This is a genomic window from Brevibacillus nitrificans, from assembly GCF_003710965.1.
In the GTDB taxonomy this organism is placed as follows: domain Bacteria; phylum Bacillota; class Bacilli; order Brevibacillales; family Brevibacillaceae; genus Brevibacillus; species Brevibacillus centrosporus.
Window position 1 is genome coordinate 98,108 of the sequence record NZ_RHHU01000011.1, and the last position, 17,495, is coordinate 115,602.

Sequence of the window (17,495 nt, forward strand, 5' to 3'; positions counted from 1 at the left end):
GCAAAACACCCAGCTTTGCCGCCTACTTATTTGATTGCTTTCCCAGAAGAGCTGTGGTAGTATTTATTCAAACAAAAGATTTCTAAGTGTTCACATATTGTAAAGGGTTTACATGTATGTTTGAACCTTTTCCAATGTGTGAATTTTTATTTTACCCATAAATAAAAGTTGCATATTCATTTTATTTTTTGGAGGTAACACCCATGCAAACAGGTACAGTAAAATGGTTCAACGCTGAAAAAGGCTATGGCTTTATCGCAGTTGAAGGCGGAAACGATGTATTCGTACACTTCAGCGCAATCACAGGCGAAGGTTTCAAAACCCTCGAAGAAGGCCAACGCGTTGAGTTCAACGTAGTAGAAGGCAACCGTGGACCACAAGCTGAGAACGTTGTAAAACTGTAATCGGCTTTCAAAAGCTGCCACCTCTGTAAAGAGGGGCAGCTTTTCTTATTCAGCCTGCTTTCTCCCTCTACGACGAACGTGGCGCCCACAAGATGACACTCACGCCAATTATGCAGATGAAAGCTCCGATCCAGTCGTACAAGTCAGGTGTTTTTTTGTCGACCAGCCACCCCCACAGTACAGCGAGAACGATGAACACACCTCCGTATGCCGCGTACACCCGACCAAAGGAAGGAAAGCTCTGCAAGGTCGGAATCACCCCGTACAGAACCAAAATAATGCCCCCGATGATACCATATCCAATCGGTTTGGACTCCCTGAGCCAAAGCCAGACCAAATACCCGCCGCCAATTTCGGCCAGACCAGCCAGTACAAACAAGAGCACGGTTACAAACATCCCTATTCCTCCTTTCGACCCAAAAAGAAAATCGTATGAAAACGACTCGTCTCACATACCATGTAGTGTATTTTTCAGATATTTTGCCTACCATCGCCATTTTGCCATGGCTGATAGGAGCTCCCCGATTTCTCACTAGTAGAAAGTAGCAATCTCCCTCTCCCCTGTCAATGTCAAAGTCATAAGCGGCTGCTAATTACCCAAAAATCAGATGTGAATGTACTTTTTTACGCGACAGCACATTTAAGCCTTAGGTATCAGACAAGGAATGGTATAATGAATAGGTAAACAATCAATATTTGGGAGGGGAACGATGGAACAAACATTGTCAAAATCGACTCACCAAAGATTGCCGTTGGGAAAATTGCTCAAAAGAATCTTCTTCATCCTGATCGGTGCTTCTCTCGTCTCGGTTGGTCTGGAAATCTTTCTGGTTCCGAATCAAATTATTGACGGCGGTATTGTAGGCATTTCGATTATTGCGTCTCACTTGACTGGATGGACTCTTGGCATTTTTCTATTTTTACTCAACTTACCATTCCTGATCGTCGGCTACAGGCAGATTGGAAAGACGTTCGCCATCTCTACGCTTTTTGGCGTCACCATCATGTCGATCGGCACCGCCTTGCTGCATCCGGTTCCAGGATTGACGGATGACCCGCTGCTTGCAGCCGTGTTTGGCGGAATCATTTTGGGAATTGGCGTTGGGCTCGTCCTGCGCAATGGAGGATCACTGGACGGCACAGAGATTATTGCTGTTCTGTTCAACAAGAAAACCCCCTTCTCCGTTGGTGAGATCGTGATGTTCTTCAACTTTTTCATTTTGGGCAGCGCCGGATTCGTATTCGGATGGGATCGTGCGATGTACTCGCTGATCGCCTATTACATTGCATTCAAAATGATCGATCTGACCATCGAAGGCTTCCAGGAATCCAAATCGGTTTGGATTATCAGCGACAGCTACAAGGATGTGGGAGATGCCATCGTAGCTCGTCTGGGACGCGGAGTCACCTATCTAAAAGGAGAGGGCGGCTACACAGGCGATGAGAAGAAGGTCGTCTTCTGCATCATTACCCGTCTGGAAGAAGCAAAGCTCAAGATGATCGTCGAAGAGATTGATCCGAGCGCGTTTTTGGCAGTCGGCAATATTCACGACGTCCGAGGCGGACAATTCAAAAAGAACGCAATTCACTGACTATATGCACAAAAGGAAAGTGCCTCCCATTATTCGGAGGCACTTTTTCTCTTTGTCCTATAACCAGGCCGCAAGCTGCTCCAGCCGCTCGATTGTGGCCAGAGGCTGATGGCTCGTTGGCTGTTTTTTCCCACGCGGGTTGATCCAGACTGCGGACATACCGGCCTCCATCGCTCCAGCGACATCCGCCTCCCATGTATCTCCTACAAACAACACCTTGGAAGCTTCCACATCCAGCGCTTGTAAAACGGTGGCGTAAATGCGCGGATCTGGCTTGTGGTAGCCGATCAGCTCGGACAGAAACACGCGCTCTCTTGGGAAATAGTCAGAGAGTCCAAGTCTCTCTAGCTTGATAAACGCCATATCCACGGGGCCGTTGGTCACGATCCCGAGCGTGAAGCGCTTGGACAAATCCGCGATCAGTTCATTCACGTGCCCATCAGGAGTGACCGCATCCATGCACGCTGCCGCATAGGCTTGCTGAAAGCCGTTGATTTCCTCTGCGCTGATGTCCCGGTTGAAATCTGCCATGGATCGTTGCAGTCGAAGCTGGCGGTATTGGGTAAAATCGTATTTTTTCGCAATGACATCAACCCAGAGCGCATCCCCATGCCGCCGCAGCGCTGACAGCAAAGCCGCTCCATCCAAGTCGTGGGTCAGCGGATGTGTCGCGATCGTATTTATCATCCCTTTTTCCCAGCAAGCCGAAAAGTCAAACAAAGTATCATCCAAGTCAAACAATATCGTTGTGAAAGCAGACACCTTGGCGTCACTCCTTCTCTCGTTTCTCCGTCTGGTTCTCTCTTGTTCATTGTAACGGAAAAAGTGCGCCTTCAGGGGAGCAACCTGTACAAAGATGCGAGAATGATGCTTCCTGCTATTGCTGTGCCAATTCAGCCGACAACGCCTTACGCAGCTCTGCTGGCATTTCCGTAGCACGGCGGGAATGGGCATCGATCATGACCATCGTGACATCTGCATCCGCTACGAGCCTCTCCTCCTGATTGAACAGCTCGTGACGGATGACAAAGCTTTTCTCGCCCAGCTTGACCGCGGATGTTCGGGCGACTACCTGTTCATGAATGCGCAGTTCTTTTCGATAGTTGATGGTAATGTTGACCACCACCGGCATGATGGCGCGACGCTGCAGCTCGTCGAGAGTCAGTCCCGTCTGCCAGAGCCAGTCAAACCGGGCCCACTCCATGTACTCCAAATACTTTGCGTTATTGACGTGTCCAATGAAATCCAGATCGGTTGAACGAACGGGAAACTCTATTTGATGCGGCATCCCCATCACTCCTTTTTTCTTTTCTCCAGTATAGCGAATTTCCAGAACTGAGTGAACATTCATTCGCAATATTCAAAATGATTCGTCTGTTCTTTTGTCCTGTTTTACCTATAATAAGGGTAGTATGTATTTTCCAAGCTCCATGGAAGGATGATCGAGCTGATGTTTGAACAGACACTGCTGCCTGCCCTGAAAACCGCACGTTCTCGCTATATGGACGTGCTAGTCAATCTGGAAGAGAAGGAGCTTGTCTGGAAATTGGCTCCTGGCTCCAACTCTATCGGCTTTTTGATTCATCATATTGCGGAGGTCGAGTATCGCTTCTGTATGATGTTTTTTCAGCGTCCGCTGCCAGATGGCCTTACGCTTGCAACGATTGGAAACGTGAAGGATGAAGGCATCTATACGGAGCTTGCCCCGCTTCATGCCATTCGGGAAGCCTCTTTTGCCCATCTGCTCGATTCCCTCTCCTCCCTGCCCGAAGAGGCTTGGGACATTCCTTGCGTGGCTCCGATCGGGACACTCACACCACGACAGGCGCTGGGACGCCTCATCTATCACAACGGCTATCACGCGGGACAGATCGGCCTGATTCGAAAATACGGTGGCGCCCAATGAGTCTTTCCTTAACGGGAGAACGCCTCGTCCTGCGGGAAACGATACGGGACGAACTTCCCCAGCTTCTGAACATCTACAACAGCAACCCGGGGTACAATCAACTGCGCAATGGCTTTGGAATCGTGACATTGTCAGAGCTGGAAACCGAATATGATTCTACAGTGGGAATACCTTCAGGATACTGGCTGACAGTGTACGCGGGTGAACAAATCGTTGGCATCATGCACCTGATCGTCACCAATCCCGCGGATCAAAAAAGCTGGATCAGTCTGCTACTGATCCACGCTGATTTTCAACGAAAAGGCTATGGCAAAGAAGCGGTCCAGCTGGCAGAAGGTTTCTGTGCCTCTGCGGGCAGCCTCCACGTACATCACGGAGTTATCGCCCAAAACGAGCCTTCCCTTCTGTTTTGGGGCAAGCTCGGTTACGAACAGTATCGCCAGGTTCTTGCGCCAGTCGGTCGTCTGGAGCAGCCTGTTCTTCTCGTAGCCAAATGGCTGTCACCGTCACCAGAATAAGGAGGTGAAGCAAATGACACTCCACTTGTTTGAATGTGATGTACCTGCCGTCCTCTCCTAGTCGGGAGGGAATGGATCGATGGTACATTCTTCCCCTCGACTACGGAATATGGGCTTTCATGAAGAACATTCCGAGAGGGGACCTATACATGATTCAATCACAATGGAAACAGCAGTTATTCGGAGCGATCTGCCTGACGCTGGCTGCAGCGATCTGGGGAGGCGTGTATGTCGTAAGCAAAGTCGTGCTGGAAGTCATTCCCCCGTTTACCCTATTGATCCTGCGCTTTGCGATCGCGCTGGTCGTGCTGGGGGCCTTCGTCATCTCCCGCAAGGACTACATCGCCAAAAAAGACTTTCCCATGATCATGCTGATTGCATTTGTCGGCATCACCATCTCGATTGCCGCTCAGTTCCTAGGTACCAAGCTCTCGACGGCTCATATGGGCGCACTCATCACCTCCGCTTCCCCTGCCTTCATCGCGATTTTTGCGGTGTGGCTGCTAAAAGAGCGCATCCAATGGAAGCAGCTGATCGGCATCGTGCTTGCAACGGCAGGCGTCCTCATCGTCATTGGTGTGCCGGATCAGGCCGATGCGCAATCCTCCTTTGCCGGAAATGTGATCCTGCTCGTTGCCGCTGTCAGCTGGGGATTGTACACGGTACTCAGCAAAAGGGCGACACAGCTCTACTCTTCTCTCGCTGTGACTACCTATGTGGCGCTGTTCGGTCTGATTTTCACAAGTCCCGTCATGATCTGGGAAATAAGCGTTACTCCGATCTCGTGGGATTTCGGCTGGGAAATTTGGGCGGGTGTCTTGTATATCGGGATCATCTCTACGGCAGGTGCCTTCTACCTGTGGAACAAAGGCTTTGAGATGATGCAGGCGGGGAGCGGAGCTGGCTTTTTCTTCGTCCAGCCGATCGTCGGATCTTTTCTGGGTTGGCTGCTGCTGCATGAACATCTAGGGCTGAGCTTTTTTGCTGGAGCCGCTTTTATCTTTTTAGGGGTAGCGCTATCCAATTTGCAGCAGTCGAAAGCCCCTAAGCAGTCGCATCATTCGTGACAAAACAGACCATTTTCTTACCAAAAACAGCTGTTGTCTGGCTAATGCTGGGAAACAGCTGTTTTTTCGCACTATATTTCAGAATGTTGTAAGTCGTTTATATTGACAAACGATAAGTTAAACCATAGTATAATCTATTGTATATTCATTCACTCCCATGAATAATGGTACAGGAGATGTCGTTATGTTTACTATACCAGGTCCTGGTAAATATGTACGTGAAGTAGAGCTTTTGAATGAAATTGGTGCTTATATCCAGGGTTTTGGAAACAGCGCGCTGATGATCGGTGGAAAAACGGCTCTGTCGAAAGTCCAATCCGTCATCACAGCCAGCCTGGAAAAGCAAGGAATTGAAAATAAAGGCTTCACCTGGTACGGCGGCGAATGCTCATGGGCAAAAGTCGAGGAGCTGCGCGCCATCGTACAGGAGAAAAAGCCCGAGGTACTCGTCGCAGTCGGTGGCGGCAAAGCGATCGATACGGTAAAAGCAGTTGCCTTTGCTGAAAATCTGCCTTTAGTCGCCGTTCCAACGATTGCCGCTACCTGCGCTCCAGCTACACCGATTGCGATCATGTATGACGACGAAGGAACGTTTATCGAGATCAGCCATCGCTCCAAGGCTCCGAATGTCGTTTTGGTAGACACGAAGATCATCCGTGAGGCTCCTTATCGCTTCCTCGTCGCAGGGATCGGCGACACCTTGGCAAAATGGTTCGAATCTTCCGTATCGGTGAAAAAGAGCCAGCCTACTGCTTTGAATCAAAGCGCGGTTCGCTTGGCGGAAGGTCTCTACCAGATGCTTTTGGAAAAAGGACCTTCTGCTATTGAGACCATCAAGCAGGGAAAAGTCGACGCAGCGGTTAATGACGTCATCGACAGCATCATCCTGATCAGCGGAAGCGTGAGTGGCTATGGCGGCGACGATTGCCGTACAGCTGCAGCGCACGCGATCTACTCCGGCTTGACCATTTTCCCTGAGGTGCACGACACCTACCACGGTGAGATCGTCGCTTTCGGGATCTTGTCCCAGCTCGTACTGGAAGGCAAAAGCGAAGAGGAAATCCGCGAGCTGATCTCCTTCTATCAAAAGGTTGAGCTGCCTTACACACTCGAGGACATGGCGATTACCGAGCTTTCCGCAGAAGAGTGGGAGCGCCTGGGCACCGTCACAGTCGACATCGAAGACATGGACAACATGCCTTTCGCGGTCACGCCTGAGATGGTCGTACAGGCCATCCAGGGTGCCGATGCCATCGGAAAGAAGGTCAAACAACGATGAAGCTAGATCAAATGGTCCGCAGCGTCTACCCGAACCTGACGCCTTATACGTGCTCGCTCGCCGATCTGCCCGTGGAAGAAATGAAGCAGGCACTGGGTCTTGAGCAAGTATACAAGCTCTCTTTTAATGAAAATCCGTTGGGCCCCTCGAGCAAAGCGCGAAATGCCATGCAGCAAGCTCTGTCCCAGCTGAATCTGTATCCGAGCTCCAGCGGAGAAGCCGTTCAAGGCAAAATCGCAGAAAAAGAAGGCGTCCTCCCACAAAACGTCATTCTGTCCAACGGGGCAGATGAGATGATCATTCTGGTAGCCCAAACGTTTCTGGAGCCTGAGGACGAGGCGATTATCCCGGAAATCTGCTTTGTGCAGTACATGGCTTCGACCTATTTGATGGGGGCAACCCCTGTTTTCTCTCCGATGAAAGCAGATTTGAGCATCGACCTAAAGGCCATTCTGCAAAAGATTACCGAGAAAACGAAGGTCATCTTCCTCTGCAATCCGAACAACCCGACAGGAACTGTCATTCCTGCCGATGAGCTGCAAGCGTTCATCAAGCAAGTGCCAGAAAACGTGCTGGTCGTCATCGACGAAGCCTACCACGAGTTTGCGGATGGAGATGGCTATCGCTCCTCGGTAGAGCTGGTGAGTGACTTTGCCAACGTGTTCGTCATCCGGACCTTCTCGAAAATCTATTCGCTGGCGGCTGCCCGGATCGGTTACGGGATGGGACAAGCTGCGCTCGTCGATGCCATCAATCACGTTCGCCCTCCATTCAATGTCAACAGCATCGCACAAGCTGGTGCATTAGCCAGCCTTGATGACGCCGAGCACGTAGCCGAGTCCAGACGAATCAATCAATTTGGCAAGCAGCTTTTGTGCAAAACGTTTGACGAGCTTGGGCTGTCCTATCTGAGCAGCCAGGCGAACTTTGTTTGTGTCGATACAGGCAAGGATGGTCAAGAGGTGTTTGATCGACTGGCTGAACGCGGCTGGATCGTACGCAAATTGACTGGCTATGGGCTAAACAGCTCCCTTCGCATTTCCATCGGTCAACCTGAGGAAATGAAAGCTTTTGTTGAGGTATTTAAAGAAGTTCTATCTAAATAAAAAACAGATAAGGGGAAATTCAAGTGAAAAAGTTTCTATTTTTGCTGCTGTCCGTCATGGTTGCCCTCACTGCAGTCGGTTGCGGATCTTCCAATCAAGCAAGCGAATCGAAGCCAGCAGAAGGCGGCAATGCTGCTCCTGCGGCCAAAACTCCTTTGAAAGTGACACTGCCTACATGGACTGGCTATGGCCCACTGTTCCTGGCGAAAGAAAAAGGCATTTTCGAAAAGCACGGTCTGGATGTAGAACTCTCCATCATCGAAGGCTTGGCTGAGCGCAAACAAGCGCTGGCTGGCGGACAAGTCGATGGTATGGCTACTGCCCTCGACGTTCAAGTAACGCTGGCTGCTGCTGGTGTTCCGATGCAAGTCGTTTGGCTCTTGGATGATTCTTTTGGCGGCGACGGGATCATCGCGAAAAACGAAATCGCTTCTGTCGCAGATTTGAAAGGCAAAAAGGTTGCGTTTGAGCAAGGCTCCACTAGCCACATGCTGATCCTCACTGCGCTGAAGCAAGCAAACCTGACAGACAAAGATGTAGAAATGGTGCAAATGTCCGCTGGTGATGCGGGTGCTGCCTTCGTTGCTGGCAAAGTCGATGCAGCTGTTACGTGGGAGCCATGGTTGAGCAAGGCTTCGCAAGCAAACGGAAAAGTTCTGCTCTCCACCAAAGATTTGTCCGGTATCATCGTGGATACGGTAGGCTTCAAAAAAGACGTAATCGAAAAGCGTCCTGACGATATCAAAGCATTCGTAGCTTCTATGGCAGAAGCAATGGATTACTGGAAGCAACACACAGACGAGTCCAACGAAATCATGGCAAAAGGTCTGAAAATCGAACTGGCTGAATTCACAGGAACGGTTACTGGCCTGAAATTCCTGCACAAGGAAGAGAACAAAGAGCTGTTTGGCGATGGAAAAGGCGCTATTTACACTTCCACCAAAAATGCGATCGACTTCTACATGGAACAAAAGCTGATCGACACGGCTCCTAAGCCAGAAGACGTATTGAATCCAACTTTTGCTGGAGGACTGTAAGAAAACTTCTAACGAGGCCCGTACAAGGTGGAGCGACCGCGTTTTCACTCCCTCTTGGGGGCCTCCTTTTCTCTTGCTTGACCCTATAAAATGACTACTTGATCAAAAGGAGGGATGACGATGTGGAAAAATGTTTTCACCCCGAATAAAGATATCGCCAAACCTCTGTACACAGGGGCGGGAATCGCGACCTTTATTCTTTTGCTGCTGTTCTGGTCCATCCTCAGCTACGGAGGCTTCGTCAATCCGCTGTTCCTCCCTGCTCCGGACAAGATTGTCAAATCTGCGATCACCATGTTCCAGAGCGGTGAAATTTGGACGGATATCGGCATCAGCTTCTCCCGTGTAGCTCTCGGCTTTATTCTGGCTGCCGTGATTGGCGTACCGCTGGGCATGCTGATGGGCTCCTTGCGCGTCATGCAGGGTGCTTTTGAACCGATTATTGGCTTTATTCGCTACATGCCTGCTTCTGCTTTTATTCCTTTGCTGATTTTGTGGATCGGCCTGGGGGAAGGGGAAAAAATGGCTGTCATCTTCCTGGGCACCTTCTTCCAGCTGACTTTGATGGTCATGGACGTAACGAAGAACATCCAGAACGAGCTGATCGAAGTCTCCTACACCCTCGGTGCAAAAAGCTTTCAGCTGTTCAAACGGGTCATCCTCCCTGCTTCACTCCCTGGTATTGTCGATACGCTTCGCATTACCTTTGGCTGGGCATGGACGTACCTGGTTGTAGCCGAGCTGGTCGGGGCTTCGGACGGTCTCGGATTTATGATCATGCAAGCCTCCCGCTTCCTGAAGCCGGATAAAATCATCGTCGGGATTCTGATCATCGGGGTACTGGGATTGATCATGGACCTGATCTTTAAAGCAATCTATCGCGCATCCTTCTCCTGGATGAGAAAGGAAGGATCTTAAGATGACGACAACACCGAAATTAGTGATCGATAACGTAGGGAAAGTATTTTCAACAAAAAGCGGACAGGTTGTCGCTTTGGATCAGACTTCCTTCTCGGTCGAGGAGGGCGAGTTTGTTACCATTCTGGGGCCTTCCGGTTGCGGGAAATCCACCATTTTGCGCGTCGTAGCTGGCTTGGAGGAGCCCTCTTCCGGCCATGTCTACCTAGATGGCAAAGAAATCAAAGGACCTGGACCTGACCGCGGAATGGTCTTCCAGTCGTATACGCTCTATCCATGGCTGACGGTAAAGGACAACATCACCTTTGGCTTGGATTTAAAAGGCGTTCCCAAGAAGCAGCAGGACGAGATCGCGTTTCACTACCTCGATTTGATCGGTCTGAAAGGCTTTGACAAGCATTATCCGATCCAGCTGTCCGGTGGGATGAAGCAGCGTGTAGCGATTGCTCGGGCTCTCGCCAACGATCCGCAAATCCTCTTGATGGATGAGCCGTTCGGGGCGCTGGACGCACAGACGCGGACGATCATGCAGGAGATCTTGTTGAAGGTATGGGAAGAATCAAAGAAAACCATCCTGTTCATCACCCATGACGTGGAGGAATCGATCTTCCTTGGTGACTCGATCTACGTGATGACAGCGCGGCCAGGGCGCTTGAAGAAGAATATCAAGGTGCCGCTCCCACGTCCGCGCGACTACCAGAACAAACATAGCGAGGACTTCCTCGCATTGAAGCTGGAGCTTTTGGACCTGATTCGCGAGGAAAGCTTGAAGGCGGTCAATCCGTAAGAGACAGCAGTAATCGAAAAAGAAAGGAGAAACCCCCAAGGCTGATGGCTAGCGTTTACTAGCGAAGGTCTTGGGGGTTTCTCCTTGAGGGATTGTCGTTTACGATCGCTTTACCAATGCCCATACCACTACGCAATCTTCGTCTCCATCATTAAACGATGCATGCGCTTCTCCTGCTGGGATCAATGTTGCATCTCCTACTGAAACACGATGTTCGGTTTCGCCAATTGTAACCACCATCGCACCACTTACTACGATACAATATTCGTCTTCATCATGCGGTGTTAGACCCTCGATAGGAATGCGTATGCCAGGAGGAATGGTTACAATACCAAAGCGTGTTTTTCCCCCATCAATGGCATGAAATGGGAACATCGTCTTGAGAATTGCCCCTGATCCCCCCTCGGGTAACACCTTGTTCGCATAGGAAATAATCATGACAAACCTCCGTCATTTGATAGCTGCTCCATAGGTAATCCCACTCCAAAATGTATTCCATGCATGCAAAAGCTTCCTTTCAAATTTTTCTCCATCGTACAGAGACATTTCCATAAAGACGCCGTCCATCAAGCAATAAAAAGCATCGACCAAAACTTCAATGTCTATTTTGCGAATCACACCCTGCTCCATACCCTCCAAGAAAATAGCCTGCAAAACATTCGACAGTATTTCCTCTGTGACACTTAATTTTGTTTTTATTTGTTCTTCCAAACTAGGGGGAGGAAACAGAATCACTCTTCTATAAAAGGATATTTTATCTTTTTGCTGCTGATTGTACTGAAATGAACTCATAAGGACCCCGTACAACTTATCCTGTACAGAACTTACCTCGGACTTCGTAATGGCTCTAATGACATACAGATTGTATTCTTTTTGCGTTTCTTCAAAAATTTGCAGGAACAGTTCTTCCTTGTTCACAAAAAACGCATACATGGATGGTGTTTTTATTCCCACTTCGGTAGCGATCGCCGTTAAGGTGGCTCCCTCATAACCGTGAGTAGCAAAATGGACTAAGGCTACATTTTTAATTTTTTCTTTCGTTGTCATGAACTTTACCACCTAACTAGTTATCATAAAAAACGATGTAGGAAGAACTCGGTTACGGATTTAACTTCCTTACTAAAAGTAGCAATCTGCTTTAAATCATGAATGAGTTTTTCCCGTTCGTTAAAACTGTCTACGATCATACGCATTTTCTGTTGCTGTTCATCTACTACTCCTTCTTGGATCCTCACCATTATTTGCTCCATCTTTTGACGTCCTATTTCTAATTCTACATTCTTCTCAATCGTTTCCTTCTTTTTTCTCTGTGAATGAACATCAGCCATCTCAAAATAGAGAGACGGCTGATGCCTATAGGGTTATTCCAAAATCACATTCTCCGTTTCACGCAAGAAGAGTGAAGAGATGCACGTAACGACAAGGAACAAGGAAATAAACGATACGATTGCCACAAAGCTCAAATTTGCCGTTAACATCGCTCCGATTATACCCGGCGCAACTGCGCTGGCTATGTTTTGGGCTGTTAGTCCCCATGCTACGCTGACTCCCCGAACATCAGTTGGATACATTTCTCCCGACCAAGTATTCCATACACCCCAAGCCCCTAAGCTAAAAAAGTAATAGACGAAGTTCCAGATGTACATTTCCACAACGGAATTCGAGGTAGCGAATCCAAATCCTCCGATGGCAGCTAATAGGACAAACCAAAACACTACTTTCTTCCGTCCAAACCTTCCTGTAAGGGAGGCAGAGGCCATATACCCTGGAAACATGAATAGCGCAGTAATCGCCAAGAAGCCCAACCCTTGTGGTGTACTCAATCCCTTCTTTTCAAGCAAAAGCGGCAGCCATGAAAGCAATGCCCAGTACCCCCACGAGAAGCAGAAACTGAAAATCGTCATCCAGACGGTCATTTTTACATACTTTCGTTTGAAAAGCTCAAGGAAGGACCCTTCTTTCACGTCGGTGATTACCAATTGCACGTCATCTAATTCAGAATCTATTTTTCCACCAGACAGTTTCCTTATGACTTCTTTTGCCTCTTTCTGGCGACCTTTGCCGACAAGCCAATAGGGCGATTCTGGAATCGATAGTATCGCCAAAAACCAAAGCCCACCCAGAGAACTGATTCCTAGGATCCAGCGCCAACCGAGATCACCGAACAGATGTGTCACGCCTATAGCAAACAAGTAGCCGATTGGCATACCGGATGCCAGGTAGACAGCAGCTTTTCCCCTTACCTTAACAGGCAGCAACTCGGTAAAATAGGGAAAGGTGACTACCAATAACCCCGACAAAGCTACCCCCGATAAAAAACGCATCCACCATAAAATTTCGAAATTTACTGAGAATGAACTGAGTAGGGAGATCAGCGCATAGGATAATAAACTCCATATCGTTGTTCGTTTTCGACCGAACTTATCAACGAGCTTCCCCCACAGCAAACATCCTAAAATCATTCCCAATGGCGACGAACCAATCAAAGAACCGATTTGGACCTGTGTCAATTTTAACGATGCCCCGATAGAATCACCGATGAGGATGATGATCATCGATTCCCACATCTGAACAACGAATGAAATAAACAGTGCGATTCCTGCTTTCCAGTGCATGCGAGTCACCGGCATGTTTTGAAAAACTGCCCCTACCGGTACGTGGTTAGACCCCTGATCATTCTTTTGCAATTCGATCGACATGGTCTTCCTCCCCTAAATGAATGATTCTCACCCAAATTTGAAATGCCGCCATCCACTGTTCATACCTATCTATTCCCTTTTCGGTATTCCGCTGTCCCTTCCCAGTCGATATCTAGCGTTCCGGGCTTGCATACCACACCATAGTCAGTCCATGCTGTCTCTTCGGAAATGTACCCGTCCAGCACATCCTCAATTACCTTATAGGGATCCCTGTCAAAAGGATGACCGAAACCTCCACCTCCACCCGTTTTCACCGTGATCACATCGCCAAACGCTAGAGGCTTTGCATTCACTTTTAATACTTCCTCTTTTTCGTCGCCTCTTTGGACGACCACGCTAGGTGGCATGCCACTATTGCCTTCAAACAACCCCCAGGCAGGTGTTTTCGATCGCTCAAACCATGCGTACATAGAGGACTCCTCTGCAAGAACCTCGTATCCTCGAACGATTCCCAAACCGCCGCGATGGTATCCCGCACCTCCCGATTCCTCGCGCAGCCCATACATCGTAACCTTCATCGGGAATTTCGATTCAAACACCTCAATTGGCATGTTTTTGAAATCGCCGCACACATTGCATATCAAGCCGGATTGACCGTCGTTTTCATGAAATCCGCCCCAACCGCCTGCAGTAGCTTCGAAATTCAGGAAGGGAGCATTCGTTTTGGGATCGATGCCAGAGAATGCAATATTCATAGCATCTCCGTAATGAGCCGCTACGCTTTTTTCTTTCATTGCGGGAGAAAGCGCTTTGAAAATTAGATCCATCAAAAGTCCAAGCGGCGAATAGTAATAACCGCATGGGGCAGGCTCCTGTGCGTTAAAGATCGTATGAGACGGAGCAACGACATGTAAGGTTCTGAAATTCCCTCCCGTTACAGGAGAATCTGGATTGATTAAATTTTTAAAGGCAATACGGCATGCAGAAATGGTTTGAGCTAACCCGCAATTGATTGGCCCGCGCCGTTGTTCACTGGAACCTGTAAGGTCGATCGTAATGTCTTCCCCTTTTACCGTTACCTTCACTTTCACGAGTACGGGTTCATTCGAATTGCCGTCGTTATCCATGTACCCTTCCGCTTGATACTCCCCATCCTGAATCCTGCTAATGGCCTCCCGATCCATTCGCTCCGATTGGGCAATGATATCTTGGGCGCAGCGTTCTACCGTTTCCATACCAAATGTACGAATGATTTCCCGATACCGCTTTTCGCCGGTGCGGCAAGCAGCAATCTGCGCATGTAAGTCTCCAAGAGCTGCAACATGGGATCGGCAGTTTGTTACAAGCAAGTTGATGACGTCTTCCCTTGGTACACCAGCATCGTAAATTTTAGTCGGTGGAATTCTTAGTCCTTCTTGATAAATTTCGGTCGCGTCCATCGGTGTCCCTGGATCCTTTGCGCCAATATCGATCCAGTCCGCGCGATTCGCTGTAAAACCTACGAGCGTCTTCTCATAAAATATAGGAGAAATGACAGTCACATCGTTTAAATGTGTCCCTGCAATGTAGGAATCGTTCATGATGTAAATATCACCGGATCGATAGTTCTCCACGCCTCCAATCCTGTCTGTTACAGCTTTTATGCACTCATCCAGGTTCCCCAAAAAAAGCGGAAGACCAGCTGACTGCCCTAATAGCTCCGCATGCTGATTAAAAATACCAACACTGCAATCTTTCATTTCGTAAATAATGGGCGAATAGGCGCTGCGATATAAGCTTGTATTCATTTCTCCAGCAGCAGTAGTCAATGCACTTCGGATGATTTCCGTCGTAATGGGATTTTCTTGATTGGTATAGTTTCTTGCAGTAGTAGTCATCCTATTTCCTTTCTTGTTACTAGGATATTTTTGTGCATGTCAATCTCTACTACAAACCCGGATGGAACAACCGTAGTCGAGCTTGCGTCCTCAACGATTGCTGGACCTTCAAACTGGTGACCGTAATGGAGGGTTTGCGTTGTGTATACAGGTGTATCCTTCTCAATTCCATTCCAGATCGTTTTTTTCATGACGCGTTCTTTCGGTTCCGAGCCAGTCTGCTCACCTATTGCGGAGGTTGTTACTTTTTCCAAGAAGCCATATCCCGTAAAGCGCGCATTTACTACTTCTACTTTTCCGCTGGGATTGTTTTGACCATTGCGTGTACGATGCAGTTCATGGAACGAATTCATTAAGGGATAAGGATCAAAAGCATTCTCTCCAGACGCCTCTATCTCATAAGGAACGTTTATCGTATACTCCTGACCTACATAACGCATATCCACGGATCTGTTAAAAATCATGTCTTCAACCGCAATCTGTTGCTTTTCCAGTACAATTTTTGTTTCTTCCTCCATCTCTCGAAATGTTCGCTCGATATCTTCACGCTCAACGTCCTCGACCGGACTTACGAAGTGGCGAACGGTGTCGTATCTGATATCCGTTTGAAGCATGCCAAATGCCGAGAACGTTCCTGCGACAGAAGGGACGAGCACTTTATCAATTCCTAAAAGCTCCGCAATGAACAATGCATGCATCGGACCCGCCCCACCATACGCAACCATAACGAAATCACGCGGATCAATTCCTTTGCTGACAGTAATGGTTCGGATCGCATCAGCCATTTTTGCATTGGCTATTTTGCATATTCCCTCTGCTGTTTCGGTAACACTCAAACCGAGCTGGGAAGCAATCCTTTCGATAGCGAGATAAGCTGCTTCCTTATCGAGCTTCATCCCACCACCTAGAAAGCCATTTTCATCGATTCTGCCCAGCACGAGATTTGCATCTGTAACAGTAGGTTCGGTACCCCCTTTTCCATAGCATGCCGGCCCCGGATTTGAACCTGCGCTTTTGGGACCTACACGTAATCCACCTGCTTCAACATAGGCGATCGACCCTCCACCCGCTCCAATGGTATGGATATTCACCATGGGAGAAAGGATAGGGAATCCTTCCAGATTTGTTTCAACGGTTATATCAGGTTGTCCGTTTATGATAAGGCTTACGTCGAAGCTAGTACCGCCCAAATCGGCACAAATAATATTTTTATATCCCACTGAATCTGCTAAAGTAATGCTTCCTATCGCACCTCCAACAGGGCCAGACAAAAGGGTCTGAATCGGGAGGTCCTTTGCAATATCTGAAGTCATCACTCCCCCGTTGGATTGCATAATATAAAGGCTGTTACCCAATCCCCTATTTGCAGTTTCCTTCTCCAGAATACTTAAATAGTTTTTGACGATTGGAGCCACGTAGGCGTTAATGACGGTCGTACTTGTGCGTTCATATTCACGCCATTCGCGTGCGATTTCGTGGGAGAGCGAGACTGCGATCTCTGGTGCCTTGCTTTGGAATGCCTTTCTAATCACCACTTCATGTTCCGGATTTTTATAGGCATGAAGCAAACATACCGCAACAGACTGATATCCTTTTTCCTTCACCTGTGCAATGACTCGTTCCACAGAGGTCATGTCGATCACTTTTGAGCTGGTTCCGTCTGCCATGATCCTCTCAGAGATTTCAAACGTGTCTCTACGTTTCAGGAGCGGTTCTGTCTTCCTGTACTTAATGTTGTACATGTCCAGCCTATTTCCGCGTCCAAGCTCATAGATATCTTTGAACCCTTCCGTAACGAGCAGAGCTACACCAGCACCTCTCCTCTCCAGAAATGCATTCAGCCCAGATGTGGTACCGTGCACAAAATAATCAATCTGGCTAAAATCACTAACAAACTTACTAACGCCCTCCAACACTCCTCTGGCCAAATTATCTGTAGTTGTGAGGATCTTAGTGGTGTGATAAACCCCGTCCGCTTTATCAAACAAGACCAGGTCTGTAAAAGTACCTCCGATGTCAACGGACAAACGATATCGTTTCAAATATTCCGCCCTCTTTCTTATGAAATTGGAAACAACCATTTTCCAGGACCTTTCTCAACGCACCTATCAGAACCACTTTTCAACCTAATAAACTTTAGGTAAAATACTATTACCCAAAAGTAAAATACACAATATCAGGCAAACTAAACGTCTCCTTTCCTCTTTTCATTAAAAAATCTAACTAATTTGAATTAGGTAGAGTATAACTTTTCCGAATATTTAATTCAATATAAAGTTTTATTTTTTCTAGCACTTTTACTAGAAGGGAATCATGTTGAGTCACAGCCAATCCACATACTCACTATTGCTGCATAGCAAAAAAG

General features: G+C 48.1%; 19 protein-coding genes. 10 read left to right on the forward strand and 9 right to left on the reverse strand.

Going from position 1 to position 17,495, the window contains the following annotated elements; all coding sequences use genetic code 11:
- Positions 1-203 precede the first annotated feature (203 nt).
- A complete protein-coding gene (locus EDM59_RS18460) occupies positions 204-404 on the forward strand; it encodes a cold-shock protein (protein WP_005830059.1) in 201 nt (66 codons plus the stop codon).
- 67 nt (positions 405-471) lie between these two features.
- On the opposite strand, the gene EDM59_RS18465 is transcribed toward EDM59_RS18460, so the two are convergent.
- Complete coding sequence (locus tag EDM59_RS18465) at positions 472-801, reverse strand: YnfA family protein (RefSeq protein ID WP_122924968.1); 330 nt, start codon at positions 799-801, stop codon at positions 472-474.
- Positions 802-1,114: 313 nt separating this feature from the next.
- On the opposite strand from EDM59_RS18465, the gene EDM59_RS18470 reads away from it, so the two are divergent.
- Positions 1,115-1,996: a YitT family protein gene (locus EDM59_RS18470; protein WP_122924969.1), complete on the forward strand. Its 882-nt coding sequence runs from the start codon at positions 1,115-1,117 to the stop codon at positions 1,994-1,996.
- Positions 1,997-2,053: 57 nt separating this feature from the next.
- Here EDM59_RS18470 and EDM59_RS18475 read toward each other — a convergent pair whose 3' ends face one another.
- Positions 2,054-2,758 carry an HAD family hydrolase gene (locus tag EDM59_RS18475; RefSeq protein WP_183192951.1) on the reverse strand — a complete coding sequence of 235 codons (705 nt, stop codon included), beginning with the start codon at positions 2,756-2,758 and terminating at the stop codon, positions 2,054-2,056.
- Between the two features lie 115 nt (positions 2,759-2,873).
- Entirely contained in the window at positions 2,874-3,284 is a 411-nt protein-coding gene (locus EDM59_RS18480; RefSeq protein WP_122925207.1) for an acyl-CoA thioesterase, read from the reverse strand.
- 162 nt (positions 3,285-3,446) lie between these two features.
- On the opposite strand from EDM59_RS18480, the gene EDM59_RS18485 reads away from it, so the two are divergent.
- From EDM59_RS18485 to EDM59_RS18520, 8 genes are all read left to right on the forward strand, one after another.
- Positions 3,447-3,902: a DinB family protein gene (locus EDM59_RS18485; RefSeq protein WP_122925208.1), complete on the forward strand. Its 456-nt coding sequence runs from the start codon at positions 3,447-3,449 to the stop codon at positions 3,900-3,902.
- The gene (locus EDM59_RS18490; protein ID WP_122924971.1) at positions 3,899-4,420 is read left to right on the forward strand and encodes a GNAT family N-acetyltransferase; all 522 of its coding nucleotides are present in this window, start codon (positions 3,899-3,901) and stop codon (positions 4,418-4,420) included. The genes EDM59_RS18485 and EDM59_RS18490 overlap by 4 nt, the downstream gene beginning before the upstream one ends.
- A gap of 149 nt (positions 4,421-4,569) precedes the next feature.
- Complete coding sequence (locus tag EDM59_RS18495) at positions 4,570-5,487, forward strand: DMT family transporter (protein ID WP_122924972.1); 918 nt, start codon at positions 4,570-4,572, stop codon at positions 5,485-5,487.
- A 184-nt stretch (positions 5,488-5,671) separates the two neighbouring features.
- Positions 5,672-6,766 carry an iron-containing alcohol dehydrogenase family protein gene (locus EDM59_RS18500; RefSeq protein ID WP_122924973.1) on the forward strand — a complete coding sequence of 365 codons (1,095 nt, stop codon included), beginning with the start codon at positions 5,672-5,674 and terminating at the stop codon, positions 6,764-6,766.
- Positions 6,763-7,872, forward strand: coding sequence for a histidinol-phosphate transaminase (hisC, locus tag EDM59_RS18505; RefSeq protein WP_122924974.1), 1,110 nt, complete (start codon positions 6,763-6,765; stop codon positions 7,870-7,872). The genes EDM59_RS18500 and hisC overlap by 4 nt, the downstream gene beginning before the upstream one ends.
- A gap of 23 nt (positions 7,873-7,895) precedes the next feature.
- Positions 7,896-8,909, forward strand: coding sequence for an ABC transporter substrate-binding protein (locus tag EDM59_RS18510; RefSeq protein ID WP_122924975.1), 1,014 nt, complete (start codon positions 7,896-7,898; stop codon positions 8,907-8,909).
- Between the two features lie 120 nt (positions 8,910-9,029).
- On the forward strand, positions 9,030-9,827 hold the full coding sequence (locus EDM59_RS18515) for an ABC transporter permease (RefSeq protein ID WP_122924976.1): 798 nt from the start codon (positions 9,030-9,032) through the stop codon (positions 9,825-9,827).
- Position 9,828: 1 nt separating this feature from the next.
- Positions 9,829-10,614 (forward strand): ABC transporter ATP-binding protein, encoded by a 786-nt coding sequence (locus EDM59_RS18520; RefSeq protein WP_122924977.1) that lies wholly within the window; start codon positions 9,829-9,831, stop codon positions 10,612-10,614.
- Between the two features lie 99 nt (positions 10,615-10,713).
- Here the strand turns inward: EDM59_RS18520 and EDM59_RS18525 are convergent, their stop codons facing one another.
- The 6 genes from EDM59_RS18525 to EDM59_RS18550 all read right to left on the reverse strand — a co-directional run bounded on the left by EDM59_RS18525 (position 10,714) and on the right by EDM59_RS18550 (position 17,172).
- Positions 10,714-11,052, reverse strand: a complete 339-nt coding sequence (locus EDM59_RS18525) for a cupin domain-containing protein (RefSeq protein WP_122924978.1) — start codon at positions 11,050-11,052, stop codon at positions 10,714-10,716.
- Between the two features lie 12 nt (positions 11,053-11,064).
- Positions 11,065-11,661: a TetR/AcrR family transcriptional regulator gene (locus EDM59_RS18530; protein ID WP_122924979.1), complete on the reverse strand. Its 597-nt coding sequence runs from the start codon at positions 11,659-11,661 to the stop codon at positions 11,065-11,067.
- A 23-nt stretch (positions 11,662-11,684) separates the two neighbouring features.
- Entirely contained in the window at positions 11,685-11,864 is a 180-nt protein-coding gene (locus EDM59_RS18535) for a hypothetical protein (protein WP_122924980.1), read from the reverse strand.
- A 111-nt stretch (positions 11,865-11,975) separates the two neighbouring features.
- Positions 11,976-13,313 carry an MFS transporter gene (locus EDM59_RS18540; protein WP_122924981.1) on the reverse strand — a complete coding sequence of 446 codons (1,338 nt, stop codon included), beginning with the start codon at positions 13,311-13,313 and terminating at the stop codon, positions 11,976-11,978.
- 65 nt (positions 13,314-13,378) lie between these two features.
- Positions 13,379-15,130 (reverse strand): hydantoinase B/oxoprolinase family protein, encoded by a 1,752-nt coding sequence (locus EDM59_RS18545; RefSeq protein WP_122924982.1) that lies wholly within the window; start codon positions 15,128-15,130, stop codon positions 13,379-13,381.
- On the reverse strand, positions 15,127-17,172 hold the full coding sequence (locus EDM59_RS18550; protein ID WP_122924983.1) for a hydantoinase/oxoprolinase family protein: 2,046 nt from the start codon (positions 17,170-17,172) through the stop codon (positions 15,127-15,129). The genes EDM59_RS18545 and EDM59_RS18550 overlap by 4 nt, the downstream gene beginning before the upstream one ends.
- Between the last annotated feature and the right edge of the window lie 323 nt (positions 17,173-17,495).